The organism is Halorussus halobius (assembly GCF_004765805.1).
Classification (GTDB): Archaea; Halobacteriota; Halobacteria; order Halobacteriales; family Haladaptataceae; genus Halorussus; species Halorussus halobius.
The window spans coordinates 43,266-58,615 of record NZ_SBIU01000006.1 but is presented as its reverse complement, the minus strand read 5'-3'; the positions used below and the strand labels follow the sequence as shown (position 1 = coordinate 58,615).

Here is a 15,350-nt window from a genome sequence, read left to right as displayed (position 1 = left end):
CAAATATCTTGCGGCACATCACGACCTTTTGCTTCGGGCGGCGCACGAGAGCGCCTCCCCTGCAAAAGGGTGCGCAGCAAAAAGTGGCCTAGATGCGCGATTCCGCGTCGTCGGCGAGTTCCTGCATCCGCTTGCCGATGCGGCCGGCCTCGCTGAACTCGTCGTCGCTCATCGCGGTGGCGAGGGCGTTGCCGAGGACGAACACCGCGTGCTTGTGCTCGCTCTTGGACTTGTGGACGTGCGAGGGGTCGACGTCGAGTTCCTCGTAGGGGTCGAACAGCCCGTCCTGGACGCTCTCGCGGTCCTGGAAGTACTCCATGATGAGGACCATCTCCTCGTGGAGTTCGAGAAGCTCGTCTTTGTGCATGTCCGTGGATATGGAGGTGGCCGAGTTAAGGGTTTCTGAGAACGGTTCACAGGGAGCGTCAGAAGACGTACTCGTCCTCGTGGCCCATCATCCCCTCGTCTTCGAGGCCGGGGTCGCGGTCGTCGTCGTCCATCGGACCGCTCGTCTTGTAGGCCTTCAGGCCGGTCGAGAGGAGGTCCTCTATCGCCTCCTCCCGGTTGACGAACTCGCCCTGTTCGACCATCTGGGCGATCTGCATTTCGAGATGCTCCGGGATAGTTATCTCTACCTTCGGCATTGGAACATTGGTGGCTTCGGGAGGGGTGTTTATAAGTCTGACGGGGAGTGGAACCGGCGGCTGCTGCCGGTTTCGCGGTCCCGGGACCGACAGTTTAACTGCTATCGTCGGACGCCGAATCAGTTGAAGTCCCGTTTGCGGAATCCATAGCTCCGCGGGGCCGACGCTCCCCGGCGAACGACGAAACGCGGCCGCGGCTCACCGACTGCTGAGCATCTGCTCGATGGACTCCCGGATTCGGCTCGGACCCAGCGACTGCAGCTTCTGCTCCATCCGCTTCTGGTTGAAGTAGCTCGCGAACGCGAGGATGGTCGGCGGCCACAGGCCGACGAACAGCCCCTGCATCTTGTTCCCGCGTCCGAAGAACTGGTACCACGAGAGCGCGACCGACGCCGCCGACGCGACGATGGCGAGGTCCGTCGTCGACTCCTCGGCGGCCTCCATCGTGGACCGGTCGCCCATCTTCTGCTGGCTTTCCAGTGACATTGCGAGTGCGCATTGGCGCAGGCGCTCCTTTGTTATTCAGTCGGTGCCCGGCAGTATTGCTCGGTCGTTTCGAGCGTTCAGACCGTTGCCGGTCGAATCGGGTCGTTACCCGGCCGCAATCGCTGGTTGCGACCGGCTGCGGCAGCGACACATCGCGTTCGCGGTCGACGGCCCCCGCGAGTTCGACCCCGGTCGACAGGCCTACTTTCGTGGGACGCCCACTGGGGGACATGAGCGTCACGGACGTCACGGACCTCCACGAGGAGTTCGACGGCGACCGACTCCCGCCGGGCCAGCGCGAGACCAGCAAGTTCCCCGTGCTCTCGAAGGGCGGGACGCCCGACTGGGACCCCGAAACGTGGGAGTTCACGGTCACGGGCGCGGTCGACGAGGAGCTATCGCTGTCGTGGAACGAATTCCGGGAGCTCCCGACCGGGACCCAGCGCCAGGACTTCCACTGCGTCACCGGCTGGAGCAAGTTCGACTGTGAGTTCACGGGCGTCACCTTCCCCACGCTCGCCGAACGGGCGGGCGTCGACGACGACGCGGTCCACGTCATGTTCTCGGCGCTCGACGGTTACACCACGAACCTGCCCCTCGACGACTGCGACCGCCAGGAGGTGCTGTTCGCCTACGAGTTCGACGGCGAACCCCTCCCGCGCGAACACGGCGGCCCGCTCCGGGTGGTGACGCCCCACAAGTACGCCTACAAGGGCGCGAAGTGGGTCGACGGCGTGGAGTTTTTGACCGAACCCGAACGGGGCTATTGGGAGAAGCGGGGGTACTCCAACACGGCGAACCCGTGGAACGAGGAGCGGTACAGCTAGGCGGTCGGTCGACCGGGCAGGTCCGGTGTGCAGCCCGGCGGGACTGCTCGGCGCGCGTCGGTGGGACGTCGGCCTCGTCCGGGAGCCGTAACTCAGAAGGTGGTCAGTTTGCCTTCGATGGCACGCTGGGTGATCGACGTCACGTCGGCGAGCTCGCGGTCGATGATGGCCGTCATCTCGTCCTCGATGTCGGCGATTGCGACGCCGTCCTCGGTCGCGAGCTGGGCGTCGGCGACGTGGGGCTGGTCGATGGGGCGGCCGATCTGGCTGAGCAGCCGGATGCGGAGGTCGCGGATGCCGTCGACCTCGGCGACGACCTGCTCGGCGATCTGAGTCGCGAGGAGGTTGTAAATCTTGCCGATGTGGTTGACCGGGTTCTTGCCCGAGGTGGCCTCCATCGACATCGAGCGGTTGGGCGTGATGAGGCCGTTCGAGCGGTTGCCCCGCCCGACCGAACCGTCGTCGCCCTGCTCGGCGCTGGTGCCGGTGGTGGTGAGATAGATAGACGCCTCGTCGTCGCCCTCGCCGTCGGCGGTGTTGACGTAGACGCTCACGTCGCGGTCGGTGTACTCGCCGGCCACTCCGCGGACGAACTCCCGGACGGACTCGACGGTGTCGTCGTAGTCGGCGCGGTCCTCGACGTAGCTGTCGACCAGCGCGGCCGCGACCGTGATGTCGATGTGGTCGCCCTCGCGCTTGCCCATTATCTTGACGTCCTGCCCGAGCGCGGGGTTGTCGTCGGCGAACTCGCCGTTGAGGCGGCGCTCGGCGTTCAACACGATTTGCTCGGTCTCGGTCAGGGGCGCGTGACCCACGCCGAAGCTGGTGTCGTTGGCCATCGGGACGGACGCGCCGGCTCGGGGCTGGTCGCCGGTGGAGCCCTCGCGCTCTTCCGCTTCTTCGTCGTCGAAGACCTCCCGGAGGTCGCCGCTGCCCTCGCCGAGTTTCACGTCGACGATGACGTCGGTGCCGAAGTCGATTTCGGGGAAGTGCTCGCCGAGGTAGTCGCGTGCGGCTTCGAGCGCGATTTTCTCGGCGGGGATGGTCACGCCCTCGTACTCCTTGGTCGCCCGGCCCACGATGAGCAGGTAGATGGGTTCGACGACCTCGCCGCCGCCGAACTGGGGGTTTGCCCGGCCGGCGACCAGTTGGGTCTCGTCGGTGTTGTAGTGGAGGACGGTCCCGACGCGGTCGCGGTACGCCTGTGCGAGCGCGCTCGAGACGCTCTCGGCGATGCCGTCGCAGATGGAGTCGGGGTGTCCCAGCCCCTTTCGCTCAACGATCTCTATCTCCTGGTCCTCGACTGCGGGTCGGTCGATCGGTTCGACCTGCACGTTCCTGTCGGTCATTGCTTCCCCATTTCCGGTCGCGCAATCTATAACTTGCGGAAACGACGAAGGCCGCCAGTAATTACTGATGGTTATCCCCCTGGCTCGGATATTTCCGATGAGATACGGGCGTGCGAGGTTGTATCGGCGGATTCGGGGTTTCGGCGATCGAAACGAGCCAGCGTCCGCAGGACCGACGTGAGCGTGGGGAGCGCGGCCGTCCTCGATTCGGGAACTCGGCCGTTCCGGCACCGTCGAGCGAAGCGTCGCGAACCGTTCGGACGCCCTACGCCCCGGGTTCGGACTCCAGCAACAGTCCGAGATACGAGGTCCGAATCTGGTCGTCGGGGTCCAGGCCCACCTCGCGCAGAATCCCGTAGGCCCGCTCGCGGGCCGCCGGCACCGAGTCAGACCCCTCGACCTCGGTCTCGACCTCGACGAACTCGCCCAGACCCTCGACCGCATCGATCGTGACGGTGAACCCGTCGACCGCGTACCGACGGCGCTCCTTGCGGACGGTCGCGGCGGGCGCGAACCCCAGCGCGTCGAGGATGGCGTCGGCGGCCGCCCCGTCAGCGACCGCGGTCTCGACCTCTCGGCGGGTCTTCGACTCGGCCTCGACCAGCGGTCCCTTGTAGGTGAGTTCGGTAGTCGGGTCGTCGGACGGCTCCCCGGCGTCCGGGGTTTTGTCGTCGCCCGTGACCCGCTCCTCGCGCACCCGCAGGGCCTCGTCGGTCTCGGCGAACTCGCGGTGGGGCGCGTCGTAGTAGGTGTCCTCCTGGACGACCTCGTTCACTGGTTCGGCTCCGAGCTCGGCGAGTCGGTCCCGTACCTCGTCGTGGTCGGCTCGGACCTTCACTTCGACCTCGTACATCCTTACGGCGGCTTTCACCGTCCCGGGTCTTCGGGGTTGCGCTTCGACGGAATCGGTCAGTCGAGCCGAATCGCCCGCGACTGCTCGTCCGACCGGTAGACGGCGTCGATGACGCGCTGGACCTTGAGCGCCTGCTCGACCGTGTTCCGGTCCGGGCCCACGCCGCTCCGGACCGCGTCGAGGAACGCGCGCTGCTCGGCCCTGTGGGGGTCCTCGTTTCTCGTCTCTATCGTCGCGTTCGAGAAGTGGTCGGTGCCCTGTCGCCCCGTCTCGTAGAGGGTCAGCGAATCGTCTATCTTGTCGTAGGTCGCGCCCGCCTCGGTGCCCCGGACGACGAACTGCTCGTCGGGCGCGCGGTTGGCGGCCCACGCCACCTCCAGGGCGATGGTCCGGTCGCCCTCACAGCGGACGAACGCGCTGACCGAGTCGTCGACCGAGAACTCGCCCGATTCGGCGTCCTCGCCCCACATCTCCAGGTAGGCGTAGTCGTCGCGGCTCCCGAACTGCGACCGAATCGTGCCCGACACCTCCTCGACCGTCGGGAAGTCGTGGAAGTGCAAGGCGAGGTCGATGGCGTGGACGCCGATGTCGATGAGCGCGCCCCCGCCAGCGATCTCGTCGTTGGTGAACCACGACCCCCGGCCCGGAATGCCGCGCCGCCGGACGTAGTTGGCCTCGACGTGGCGGGTCCGGCCGAACCGACCCTCCTCCTGATACCCCTTCACGACCTCGATGGGGTTGCGGAACCGGTTGTGGAACCCGACCATGCAGAACCCCGTCGCGTTCCGGGCGGCCTCCGCGATGCGCTCGGCGCTCTCGAGCGAGTGGGCCAGCGGCTTCTCCAGCAGCACGTCCAGCCCGCTCCGGAGCGCCGAGACGGCGTACTCCTCGTGGAACTTGTTCGGCGTCGTCACCACGACCGCGTCGGCGTCCGCCGCGTAGAGGTCCTCGTGGCTCTCGAACGACTCGACGCCGTACTTCTCGGCGAACCGGGCGCGAGCGTCCGGATTGATGTCCATTCCGCCGACCACGTCCACGTCGTCGAACTCGGTGAGTCGGTCGGCGTGGTAGTGGCCGATGTTCCCCAGTCCGACGAATCCCACGCGGACCTCAGTCGTCCCCGGCATAGTCACTAGTGGTAGCCAACCCGGAATCGTTGTTAGGTGTTTCCCTTCGGGCGTCTATCAGCCCGCGGGAACGTCGGCATCGACGGACGCTCGGCCCCTGCGCGGCCGGCTGGTCGTCGGCCATCCTCCCGTCAGTAGAGTTGGCGCTCCTCCTCCTCGCGTTCGCTCTCGCGGTCGGCCTGCTCGCGTCGCTCCGCCCACAACCGTCGGAGCGCGGGGAGGTACGTGTTCTTGCAGTCGAGCGCGAACGAGGCGATGCCGTACGCCCAGAAGAAAAAGAGCACCGTCCCGCCGACCAGATAGAGCCACCCCAGCGTCGTGACCATCAGTCGTCGCCCTCCGCCTCGGTCTCGGTCGCGCCCGGCTCGGCGAGGGGAAACTCCAGCGTGTGGCTGACCGCCTCACCGGTTTCGGTGTCGAACAGGTGCACGCGCTCGCGGTCGAGCACGAGTTCGACGTCGCGGTCGCTCTCCAGGTCCGTGTCCGGGTCGACGCTCATCAGCAGTTGGCTGGTGGTCTCGTCCGGGTCGGTCCCCATCCCGCCTTCGGCGGTCTCGCCGGTCAGCAGGTAGACGAATATCTCGTCGCCCATCGGCTCCAGCACGTCCGTCCGGGCGGGAATCGACCGGGTCGGGTTCGCGAGGCCCCCGGCCTGCTCGCGGAGGTAGACGTCCTCGGGGCGCACTCCGAGGGTGAGTTTCTCGCCGGGCGAGACGCCCGGGAGCTGTCCCGGGTCGAAGGCGACGTCGAAGTGCGGAGTCGCGAGCCCGTCGGCGGTCACCTCCCCCGCCGCGAAGTTCATCGACGGCGAGCCGATGAAGCCCGCGACGAACAGGTTGGCGGGTTCGTTGTAGCAGACCAGCGGCGGCGCGATCTGCTGGAGTCGTCCCGCGTCGATGACCGCGATGCGGTCGGACATCGTCATCGCCTCGGCCTGGTCGTGGGTTACGTAGATGATGGTCGTGTCCAGTTCCTTGTGGAGTCGCTGGAGTTCCGTGCGCATGTGCACCCGGAGCTTGGCGTCTAAGTTCGCCAGCGGCTCGTCCATCAGGAACACCTCGGGCTCGCGCACGATGGCGCGCGCGATGGCGACCCGCTGGCGCTGGCCGCCCGACAGCTCGTCGGGCTTCCGCTCTAACATCCCCTCCAGTTGGACGATCTCGGTCGCGCGCTCGACCCGGCGGTCTATCTCCTCGGTCGGATAGTCGCGCAGCCGCAGCCCGAAGCTGATGTTGTCGTACACGTCCATGTGGGGAAACAGCGCGATGTTCTGGAACACCATCGCGATGCCCCGGTCTTTGGGCGGCAGGTCGGTCACGTCCCGCCCGGCGATGGTGATGCTCCCCGACGATGGCAGCGTCAGCCCCGCGATGGTCTCCAGCGTGGTCGACTTCCCACAGCCCGAGGGCCCGACCAGCGTGACGAACTCGCCGTCCTCGATGTCGAGGGACATGTCTTCGACCGCCGTTACGTCCGCGTACCGTTTCGTGACGCCGTCTAAGGTGACTGTACCCATGTGAATCACTCCTTGAGCGCGCCGGCCGTGAGTCCGCTGACTATCTTCTCCTGAGCCACGACCACGAGGATGGCTACCGGGAGGACGCCGACGATGCTCGCGGCCGCCATCAGGTTGTACAGCTCCGAGTACTGGCCCTGGTAGCTCAGGATGCCCCAGACGAGCGGGGCCCACGCGTCGGCCTCCCCGCTGGTCATCAAAAACGAGAAGAAGAACTCGTTGTACACCGAGATGAACGTGAGCACGCCCGCCGTGGCCACGCCCGGAGCCGACAGGGGGACGATGACCCGGAACAGCGCGCCGAGCCGCGTGGTCCCCTCAATGCGGGCAGCGTCCTCGAGCCCGTCGGGTATCTGGCCGTAGAACGTCGCGAGGATGAATATCGACAGCGGCATGAACAGCGCGCTGAACGGCAACACCATCGCGCCGGGCGTGTTGAACAGGCTGGGACTCGACACCCCCAACACCGACACGTTGCCGGTGAACAGCCGGAACAGCGGGATGATAAAGGCCGCGGGCGGGAAGTACGACACCGCCAGTATCAACAGCATCAGCGGCCCCTTCCCCGGGAAGTCGAGCCGGCCGAACACGTAGCCCGCGAGGCTCGCCAGCACCAGCACGATGGCCGTGGTGGCGACCCCGAGCACGAAGCTGTTGAACACGAACCGGTGGAACGGAACCGTGGTGAACACCTCCACGAACGCCCCGGGGTTGAACCCCTGGGGCACCGGCGGAAAGCCGAAGTCGGCGATGGCATCGTTGGGCGTCAGCGCCAGCACCAGTAGCCAGTAGAACGGGAACAGCGTCGTGAACAGGAAGAACACCGTGGCGACGTAGAACATCGCCCGGTAGGCCTTCCGGGGGTCGTCGATGGTCGAACGCACCCACCGCGAGAACGGCCCCCGCTCGGATTCGGTCGCCACGGTCAGGCACCTCCCGTGTCCGTGTCGGCGTACTTGACGATGTATATGGACACCACCACCCCGATGAGCGCCGCCGTGATGAACGCCACGGCCGCCGACGTCCCGTACATCCGCGACTCCTGGAACGACGTGACCACGAGACACGACAGCGACGGCACCGTGTTACATCCGGAGACGGTCTCGATGAGGCCGTAGACGCGCATCGCGCCGATGGTCCGGAACAGCATCGCCACCAGCACCGACGGCAACACCAGCGGGAGGGTTATCAGCTTGAACTGCTGGAACCTGGAGGCACCCGCGACCCTGCCGACGTCGTAGAGGCTCCGGTCGACGCTCTGGAGGCCGGCGAGGATGATGAGCGCCATGAACGCCGAGGTCTTCCACACGTCGGCGACCACGAGGATGATGAGCGACTCGACCGAGTTGTTCAGCGGCGTGTCGCCGAAGATGCCGAGCTGCTGGAGGATGGTCGGGCTCTGCTCGCTGACGAGGAACCCGATGCCGGGCTGGAACAGCAGGTAGAATATCATCCCCTGGATGACGATGGGCACCGCCCACGGGATGATGATGGCGACCCGGACCCACCGTCGGCCCCGGAAGTTCTGGTCGAGCACGAGCGCCTGCGCGAACCCCACGAGCGTCTCGAAGACGACGCTGACCACCGTGAAGATGAGCGTCACCGTCAGCGCGCTGGTGAACGGCGCGTTCAGGTCGAAGAAGGGCCGCACGATGAACGCGTCCCGCTCGCCGGTCAGCAACTCGACGTAGTTCCGGAGCCCGACGAACTCCCCCAGCGGGGCGCTCCCGAGCAGGTTGTCGGCGTGCAGCGACATCCAGAACGTGGTCACCAGCGGCCAGAACGCGATGAGCGCCAGCAACAGCAACACCGGCGTCAGCAACAGGTACGCGAACTGGGTGTCGCTGAGGTTCTCGACCCACCGGACCGCCGCGACGTAGGGCCCCGACCGTTCGGCGTCCCGAACGCCCCCTTCCGGAGTCGACATAAAACTCGTGTACTATTTGAATCGACTTATGCTTGTGCGCCCGATTCGTCCCGCCCGGGTGGACCGCGTCACGGTCCGTCGCTCCCGGGACGCGGTAACGACGAACCGGCGTATAACGCCTTCGGCCGGCCTTCGAGCCAGATGTCGGGACCACCCGTCGTCCGACAGGCGACGTGCCAGTGGCCCCTCGCGAGGGCGTCAGACTCGCGCCGCCGGCCGGAAGGAAACCGTTTTTCGCCCGCGCTCCGAACGTCGCGCCATGAACGTACAGGAGCTGGCTGAGCTACGGCCCGACGACCGGCGGGCGCTGTTCGACCGCGACGCCGGCGTCGAGGCGGTCCGCGACGACGTGGCCGACATCGTCTCGCGCGTTCGCGAGGAGGGCGACGTCGCGGTCCGGGAGTTTACCGAGGAGTTCGACGGCGTGCAGGTCGGCAACCTCGACGTGACCGACGAGGCCGAGCGCGCCTACGAGGACGTCGACGACGGGGTCCGCGGAGCCATCGAGGCCGCCGTCGAGAACGTCCGCGAGTTCCACGAGGCCCAACTCCCTGACGACTGGCGGCGGGAGTTCGGCGAGGGACGGGAACTCGGCCGGCGGTTCCGACCCATCGAGCGCGTCGGCGCGTACGTCCCCGGCGGCGCGGCCGCCTACCCCTCCAGCGCGGTGATGAGCGTCGTCCCCGCGACGGTCGCGGGCGTCGAACAGGTCGCGGTCGCGACCCCGCCGGCCGAGGACCCCGACCCCGCGACGCTGGCGGCCGTCCACGCGGCGGGCGCGGACACGGTGTTCAGCGTCGGCGGCGCGCAGGCCGTGGCCGCGCTGGCGTACGGCACCGAGCAGGTCGACCGCGTCCAGAAAATCGTCGGGCCGGGCAACAAGTGGGTCACGGCGGCCAAGGCCGAGGTCAGGGGCGACGTGGACATCGACTTCCTCGCGGGACCGAGCGAACTCCTCGTGGTCGCCGACGGGACCGCCGACCCGCGATTCGTCGCGGCGGACCTGCTCGCGCAGGCCGAACACGACCCCGAGGCCTCGGTCGCGGCGGTCACCGACGACGAGGCGACCGCCGACGCCATCGCCGAGCAGGTCGAGGCCCAGCTTCCCGACCGCGAGCGCGCCGAGGTGGCCCGCGAGGCGCTCGACGGCGACGGGAGCGGTGTGTTCCTCGCGCGCTCGCCCAGCGAGGCCGTCCTGTTCGCCGAGGAGTACGCGCCCGAACACCTCTCGATTCAGGCCGACGACGACGAGGCGATTCTGGACCGCATCGACAGCGCCGGCAGCGCGTTCCTCGGACCCTACACCCCGGTCGCGGCGGGCGACTACGCCAGCGGGACCAACCACGTGCTGCCGACCAACGGGCTGGCGAAGCTCACGGGCGGGCTGTCGGTCGACACCTTCCTGCGGTCGACGACCGTGCAGCGGTTGAGCAGGGGCGGGTTGGAGGACCTGGCGGGGACGATTACGACGCTGGCCGAGGCCGAGGGGCTGGAAGCGCACGCCGAGAGCGTTCGGAAGCGGTTCGAGGACGACGGGGAGTGAACGTTTTTTCGTGACCCTTGACCAACGATTCGGCGCGCGCTGGCGCGGTCGTTCATGACCGCGCCAAGCGTGCGAGGGCTGAGGACCGCAGCGAAGCGAGGACCGCAAGCGGTTGGGGAGGACGAGGTGCGGGCGCGGTGCCGTGCGGTTGCGGTTTCTCATCGGTCGAGGCAATAGCTAGCTTCGCGTTGCCGTCAACGACTGTCGTGAGAGATAGAAGCTAGCTACTTCCGAAACCTGTGAGAAACCGCACGGCACCGCGACCGCAACCGCACAGCACCGCGACAGCGCCTCGTCCTCCCCAACCGCCTGCGCTTCTCACTCGCTTCGCTCGTTGCGATGCTCGGCCCTCGCGCGCGCTGCTCGCACGCGCCGACGTTCGTAAAATTCGCTAGTCGAAAGTAAAATTCGTCAGTCGAGAAAAACCGTGTCCACATCGGCGACGTTGCGACGAGAGCCGAATTCGATTCCCCAGTTACGTCCGGAAACTCTCGCCACACCCGCACTCGCTCACGACGTTCGGGTTGTCGACGTTGAAGCCCGCGCCCTGCAATCCGTCCTCGAAGTCGACGACGCTGCCCTCGATGTAGTTCATGCTCGCGGGGTCGACGAACACCCGCAGGCCGTGGTGCTCGTACACCGTGTCGTCGGGTTCGGGCTCCTCGTCGAAGCGCATGCCGTACGACAGGCCCGCGCAGCCGCCCTGCTGGACGAACAGCCGGAGCCCTGCCATCTCGGTGTCGAGATTCTCGCTCTCCAGCAGGTCGAGCGCCCGCGCGGCGGCGTCCTCCGTGACCTCTATCTCGGGCGTGGTCGCCCCGTCGGACGTGGCGTCGGTACTCATACTCCGATAATTTCGCCCCCAGGGTGATAATCCTGACGCCGACGGCCGAACCGCTTCGGCCGGCGATTCAAGTCCGGTGGCCGCGACCCGTCCTACTCCTCCAGTTCGAACGCGACGGTGACCTCGGCCTGATACTCCCGGTCGGCGGCGCGAGCGAGTTCGACGCCGAGTTCGTCGACCTCTATCCACTTGACGTTCTCCAGCGTCTCCTCGGCGCGGTCGATGGCGTCGTCGGCCGCCGCGTCGAAGCTCTCGGGACTCGTTCCGATGAGCGTCACCTTCTTGAAGACCATGGCGTACGGAGTACGACCGAGTCGCGCTTAAAACCCCGCGTCGGTGGCGAGCGGTCGCGGCGGGGGACGGTCGCCGACCCTCACGCGCCGGAGAACGTCAGGTAGTGGCCGTCCGGGTCGCGGACTCGGACGCCGGCCTCGACTTCGCGCAGGGCACACGCGTCGTCCCGGACCGCCTCGGCCGCCGCGCTCGGGTCCTCGGCCGCGAACGTCAGGTCGGCGTGGAGGCCGCCGCGAGCGTCGGCGATGCCGAGTTGCGGCTCCCAGAGTTCGAGCGCAATCGGCCCCGAGAGGCGAGTGCGGCGACGCTGGTCGCCGCGGTCGACCACCTCGAAGCCGAGCGCCCGATAGAACGACTCCGCGCGCGCGAGGTCCTCGACCTCCAGCGCGACCTCGAACACCCCCGTCAGGTCTGCGTCGCCCGCCCCGCAGCCGCCGATCTCGACGCAGTTGCCGTCGGGGTCGTAGAAGTACAGCGACGTCGTCGCGCCGAAGTCGAACTCCACGAGGTCGAACGACGCCGAGAGCCGGTCGTACCACGCGTCGTAGCGTTCCGGCGGCGTCGCCAGCGCGTAGTGGGTGTGGACCCCGCCCCGCGGAACCGCGCCCGGCTCCCGCAGAACCAGTTCCGACCCCCCGACGTCGAAGGCGACCTCGCCGTCGGTCTCGCGGCTCGGTGCGCGGTCGAGGTGGGTCGCGTAGAACTCCCGGGCGCGGTCGAGGTACTTCGCTTCGAGCGCCAGCCGGTCGAACCCCGTGAGCATCGGGTCGGCGTACGGCCACTCGGCGCTTAAAGCCCGGTGTAGCCGGCGCTCGAACCCCGGTGTGGCGGCGGTCCGGGGCCGGCGGTCGGGCCACGGGAGTTCGAGTCGGTGGGAACTTTGGAGCTACGGCCCGTAGCGACGGGTATGCCGCTCAAGGAGAGCCAGTCCGCGACCGAGTACGAGACGGTCGACCGATGGGAGGGTGGCGTCGGGTGGATCGCCAACCCCGAGGAGACGATGGCGCGGGCGAGCCACGCGCTCGCGACCGACGCGGGGGTCTGGGTCGTCGACCCGGTCGACGCGCCGGGCGTCGACGACCTGCTCGACGAGTACGGCGAGGTGGCGGGCGTCGTGGTCCTGTTGAACCGGCACTATCGGGACGCCGACGAGTTCGCGCGCCGTCACGACGTTCCCGTCTACGTCCCCTCGTGGTTCGACCGGGTGGCCGACCTCGACGCGCCGCTGCGCCGGTTCGAGGGCCGGCTGCCGGACACCGACTACCGCCTGGTCGACGTCGTCGACTCGTTCGGCTGGGAGGAGGCCGCGCTGTACGACGACGAGTCGGGCACGCTGATGGTCGCCGAGTGCGTCGGCAACGCGCCGTACTTCACCACGGCGGGCGAGCGACTCGGCGTCCACCCCATGTTGCGACTCACGCCGCCGGCGGCCCTGCGCGGACGCCGGCCCGAGCGCGTGCTGGTCGGCCACGGTCCGGGGGTCCTCGACGACGCTCCCGGCGCGCTGGCCGACGCCATCGACGGCGCGCGCCGGCGGACGCCGAAGCTACTCGTCGACACCCTCCGGTCGCAGTTCTGAAGCGACCCCGACGGTGTCCGGCGGCTCCGGTCCGGCGATAATTTTTTGGAGCGTGCGACGAGAGAACGGGACATGTGCGCCGCCCGAGAGAAGAGTTCCAGTAGCACGTCCGCGAGGGCAGTTCCGTGACGCTCTCGTTCGACTCGGCGTCGGACGGGAACGGGGTGGAGATACGCGACCGCGTCGAGCGCCGGACATACACCCTCCACACGTCCGGGAGCGTCTCGCCGACCCCCGCAGATTCCGAGGACTTCCGGTTCCCGGTCGACGACGCCGCGGTCGTCGAGACCGACGTCGTCACGCTCCCGTCGCTGGTCGGGAGCTACGTCCGCGAACCGGACGGCACGATGGTCCTCGAGGTCCGGGAGGGTACGGACGCCCGCATCCCGGCCGGCACCTACGAGGTCGAGATCAGCGCGCCGATGAAGGTGTACCTCCGCGTGGCGGGGCCGTTCTCGGTCGCGGCGACCGACGCGGGCGTCCGGTTCGAGTTCGACTCCGAGGCGGCGGTCCGGGTCGGCGCGCGCTCGCACCACGAGCGGCCGGCCGCGACCGTCACCACGACCGAGCGCCCCCGAGACGTGCTGGCGGCGTTCTCGACGCTCCGGTCGGCGCTGAAGACCACCTCAGTCGAGCGGTCGTTCCCGACGCTCCGGGGTCACCCGCCGCTGGTGGAGGTCGGCGAGGAACTCCACGTCCCGGACGAACTCGACGTGCCCGAGACCGGCGTCCGGGTCGAACTCCCGGCCGACCTGCGCCACGCGGTCGTCGCCGCGCCGCTGGCGTTCTACCTCGGGGCCGAACTGGTTCCCGGGTCGGCCCCGCGAATCGTCACCGACGAGGGGTTCGCCTACGGCCTCGACGGACCGGCCGGATTCGAGGACGCGGTCGCCCGGACGCTCAAGCAGACGTTCCTGTTCGACTGCGTCGTCCGGACCGAGGGCTACTATCCGGTGGAGTTACGCGAGCGGAACGCGGTCGAACCCCTCGTCGACCTCGACTTCGCCGCCCTGTACGACAAGTCGCCCGCCGAGCGCCTCGAAGCTTACCTCTCGGTGCCCTACGAGGTCGTCGCGGAGCACGTCCCGGCGTGGAAGCTCGGTACGCACGTCGACCCGACGCCCGAGAACCTCCCGGCCGTCCCGTTCCTCGTGGACGACCTCGCGGTCGTGCGGACGCCCGACGCTCCCAGCGCGACCGCGCGGACGCCGACCGCCGACGCCGGGACGCTCGCCCGGGACGGCGCGTTCACCCGGAGTACGACGGAGGCCAACGCCGAGCCCTCGCTGGTCGACCCCGGTCGGACCGGCTCGGTCGAGCAGGCGTGGCTCGGGGACAGCGCGCCCGTCGACGCCAGCAAGGCCACGCCGACCGCGTTCCGCAACCGGCTCGCCGCGCGGACCGACGCCGACGCCGGTGACGCCGACATCGCGGTGGTGTGCAACGACACCGAGATGGACGAGGAGCGCGACGTGGTCGCGGAGGTGTACGGCTCCCGCGAGGACCTCCCGTTCGACGTGACCGTCCACCGGGACCTGACGACCGACGAGTTGCGCGGAGTGCTGGCCGAGGAGACCGCGTTCCTCCACTACGTCGGCCACATCGACGCCGACGGGTTCGCGTGTCCCGACGGCCACCTCGACGCGGCCGAGGTCGACGCCGTCGGGGCCGAGGCGTTCGTGCTGAACGCCTGCCAGTCGTACGACCAGGGGATGGCGCTCATCGACGCCGGCAGCGTCGGCGGCGTCGTCACGCTCAGCGACGTCATAAACAGCGGCGCGGTCCGCGTGGGCAAGACGATGGCTCGACTCCTGAATCGCGGGTTCCCGCTGCGGGCCGCGCTCTCTATCGCCCGCGACCGGAGCATCGTCGGGAACCAGTACATCGTCGTGGGCGACGGCAACCTCGACATCGCCCAGACCGAGAGCGGCGTCGGGTTGCTGTGCCAGATAGCGACCGGGGACGGGCAACACGAGGTGACCGTCCGGACGTTCGTCTCGGGCAGTACCGGGATGGGCGAGGTCACGTCGCCCATGTTCGGCGCGACCGACGAGTGGTACCTCGCGTCGGGCGAGATAGACACGTTCACCCTCTCGGACCCGGAGATGCGGCTGTTCCTGATGGACGAGAACGTGCCGCTGACGGTCGACGGGCGGTTCGCGTGGAGCGAGAACGTCGACCTCGAGGACCTCTGAGAACGTTACGGACCGCTGGTCGTGGTGAACAGCGCGCCGGCAGCGTTACCGGCCTGCGAGAGCACCAGCACTATCGTAAACAGGACGCCCATCATCCGGGGATTCTCCTCGAGATACGTCGCGAGGTCTGAATCTACCATTGCATCCAACGATAATAGCTATTTTA

Annotated in this window: 18 protein-coding genes; 4 read left to right on the top strand and 14 right to left on the bottom strand. The window is 68.1% G+C overall.

Features of this window, described 5'->3' with window-relative positions; all coding sequences use genetic code 11:
• Positions 1-88: 88 nt before the first annotated feature.
• The 3 genes from EPL03_RS16340 to EPL03_RS16330 form a co-directional block, all read right to left on the bottom strand.
• Complete coding sequence (locus EPL03_RS16340; protein WP_135830414.1) at positions 89-367, bottom strand: UPF0058 family protein; 279 nt, start codon at positions 365-367, stop codon at positions 89-91.
• A 58-nt stretch (positions 368-425) separates the two neighbouring features.
• On the bottom strand, positions 426-644 hold the full coding sequence (locus tag EPL03_RS16335; protein ID WP_135830413.1) for a ribbon-helix-helix domain-containing protein: 219 nt from the start codon (positions 642-644) through the stop codon (positions 426-428).
• 198 nt (positions 645-842) lie between these two features.
• Positions 843-1,124 (bottom strand): hypothetical protein, encoded by a 282-nt coding sequence (locus tag EPL03_RS16330; RefSeq protein ID WP_394346956.1) that lies wholly within the window; start codon positions 1,122-1,124, stop codon positions 843-845.
• A 236-nt stretch (positions 1,125-1,360) separates the two neighbouring features.
• Here EPL03_RS16330 and EPL03_RS16325 point away from each other — a divergent pair, with 236 nt between their 5' ends.
• The gene (locus EPL03_RS16325) at positions 1,361-1,957 is read left to right on the top strand and encodes a sulfite oxidase-like oxidoreductase (protein WP_135830412.1); all 597 of its coding nucleotides are present in this window, start codon (positions 1,361-1,363) and stop codon (positions 1,955-1,957) included.
• 92 nt (positions 1,958-2,049) lie between these two features.
• Here the strand turns inward: EPL03_RS16325 and EPL03_RS16320 are convergent, their stop codons facing one another.
• From EPL03_RS16320 to EPL03_RS16290, 7 genes are all read right to left on the bottom strand, one after another.
• Positions 2,050-3,306 (bottom strand): methionine adenosyltransferase, encoded by a 1,257-nt coding sequence (locus EPL03_RS16320; RefSeq protein ID WP_135830411.1) that lies wholly within the window; start codon positions 3,304-3,306, stop codon positions 2,050-2,052.
• 265 nt (positions 3,307-3,571) lie between these two features.
• On the bottom strand, positions 3,572-4,159 hold the full coding sequence (cyaB, locus tag EPL03_RS16315) for a class IV adenylate cyclase (RefSeq protein WP_135830410.1): 588 nt from the start codon (positions 4,157-4,159) through the stop codon (positions 3,572-3,574).
• 56 nt (positions 4,160-4,215) lie between these two features.
• Entirely contained in the window at positions 4,216-5,286 is a 1,071-nt protein-coding gene (locus tag EPL03_RS16310; protein ID WP_135830409.1) for a Gfo/Idh/MocA family protein, read from the bottom strand.
• 131 nt (positions 5,287-5,417) lie between these two features.
• Positions 5,418-5,612, bottom strand: a complete 195-nt coding sequence (locus tag EPL03_RS16305) for a hypothetical protein (RefSeq protein ID WP_135830408.1) — start codon at positions 5,610-5,612, stop codon at positions 5,418-5,420.
• Positions 5,612-6,802, bottom strand: coding sequence for an ABC transporter ATP-binding protein (locus EPL03_RS16300; RefSeq protein ID WP_135830407.1), 1,191 nt, complete (start codon positions 6,800-6,802; stop codon positions 5,612-5,614). Before EPL03_RS16300 ends, EPL03_RS16305 begins: the two co-directional genes overlap by 1 nt.
• A gap of 5 nt (positions 6,803-6,807) precedes the next feature.
• The gene (locus EPL03_RS16295) at positions 6,808-7,731 is read right to left on the bottom strand and encodes a carbohydrate ABC transporter permease (RefSeq protein ID WP_394346955.1); all 924 of its coding nucleotides are present in this window, start codon (positions 7,729-7,731) and stop codon (positions 6,808-6,810) included.
• Positions 7,728-8,729, bottom strand: coding sequence for a carbohydrate ABC transporter permease (locus tag EPL03_RS16290; protein ID WP_135830406.1), 1,002 nt, complete (start codon positions 8,727-8,729; stop codon positions 7,728-7,730). The genes EPL03_RS16295 and EPL03_RS16290 overlap by 4 nt, the downstream gene beginning before the upstream one ends.
• 259 nt (positions 8,730-8,988) lie before the next feature.
• Here EPL03_RS16290 and hisD point away from each other — a divergent pair, with 259 nt between their 5' ends.
• Positions 8,989-10,272 (top strand): histidinol dehydrogenase, encoded by a 1,284-nt coding sequence (gene hisD / locus EPL03_RS16285; RefSeq protein ID WP_135830405.1) that lies wholly within the window; start codon positions 8,989-8,991, stop codon positions 10,270-10,272.
• Positions 10,273-10,747: 475 nt separating this feature from the next.
• Here hisD and EPL03_RS16280 read toward each other — a convergent pair whose 3' ends face one another.
• The 3 genes from EPL03_RS16280 to EPL03_RS16270 form a co-directional block, all read right to left on the bottom strand.
• Complete coding sequence (locus EPL03_RS16280; RefSeq protein WP_135830404.1) at positions 10,748-11,116, bottom strand: HesB/IscA family protein; 369 nt, start codon at positions 11,114-11,116, stop codon at positions 10,748-10,750.
• Positions 11,117-11,208: 92 nt separating this feature from the next.
• Complete coding sequence (locus EPL03_RS16275) at positions 11,209-11,409, bottom strand: dodecin (RefSeq protein ID WP_135830403.1); 201 nt, start codon at positions 11,407-11,409, stop codon at positions 11,209-11,211.
• Positions 11,410-11,489: 80 nt separating this feature from the next.
• On the bottom strand, positions 11,490-12,173 hold the full coding sequence (locus tag EPL03_RS16270; protein ID WP_135830402.1) for a VOC family protein: 684 nt from the start codon (positions 12,171-12,173) through the stop codon (positions 11,490-11,492).
• A gap of 144 nt (positions 12,174-12,317) precedes the next feature.
• Here EPL03_RS16270 and EPL03_RS16265 point away from each other — a divergent pair, with 144 nt between their 5' ends.
• Together EPL03_RS16265 and EPL03_RS16260 are read left to right on the top strand one after the other, a co-directional pair.
• Positions 12,318-12,989, top strand: a complete 672-nt coding sequence (locus EPL03_RS16265; RefSeq protein WP_135830401.1) for a hypothetical protein — start codon at positions 12,318-12,320, stop codon at positions 12,987-12,989.
• 125 nt (positions 12,990-13,114) lie between these two features.
• The gene (locus EPL03_RS16260) at positions 13,115-15,184 is read left to right on the top strand and encodes a hypothetical protein (RefSeq protein WP_135830400.1); all 2,070 of its coding nucleotides are present in this window, start codon (positions 13,115-13,117) and stop codon (positions 15,182-15,184) included.
• Between the two features lie 5 nt (positions 15,185-15,189).
• Here the strand turns inward: EPL03_RS16260 and EPL03_RS20665 are convergent, their stop codons facing one another.
• The gene (locus tag EPL03_RS20665) at positions 15,190-15,324 is read right to left on the bottom strand and encodes a DUF7503 family protein (protein ID WP_280178872.1); all 135 of its coding nucleotides are present in this window, start codon (positions 15,322-15,324) and stop codon (positions 15,190-15,192) included.
• Positions 15,325-15,350 lie beyond the last annotated feature (26 nt).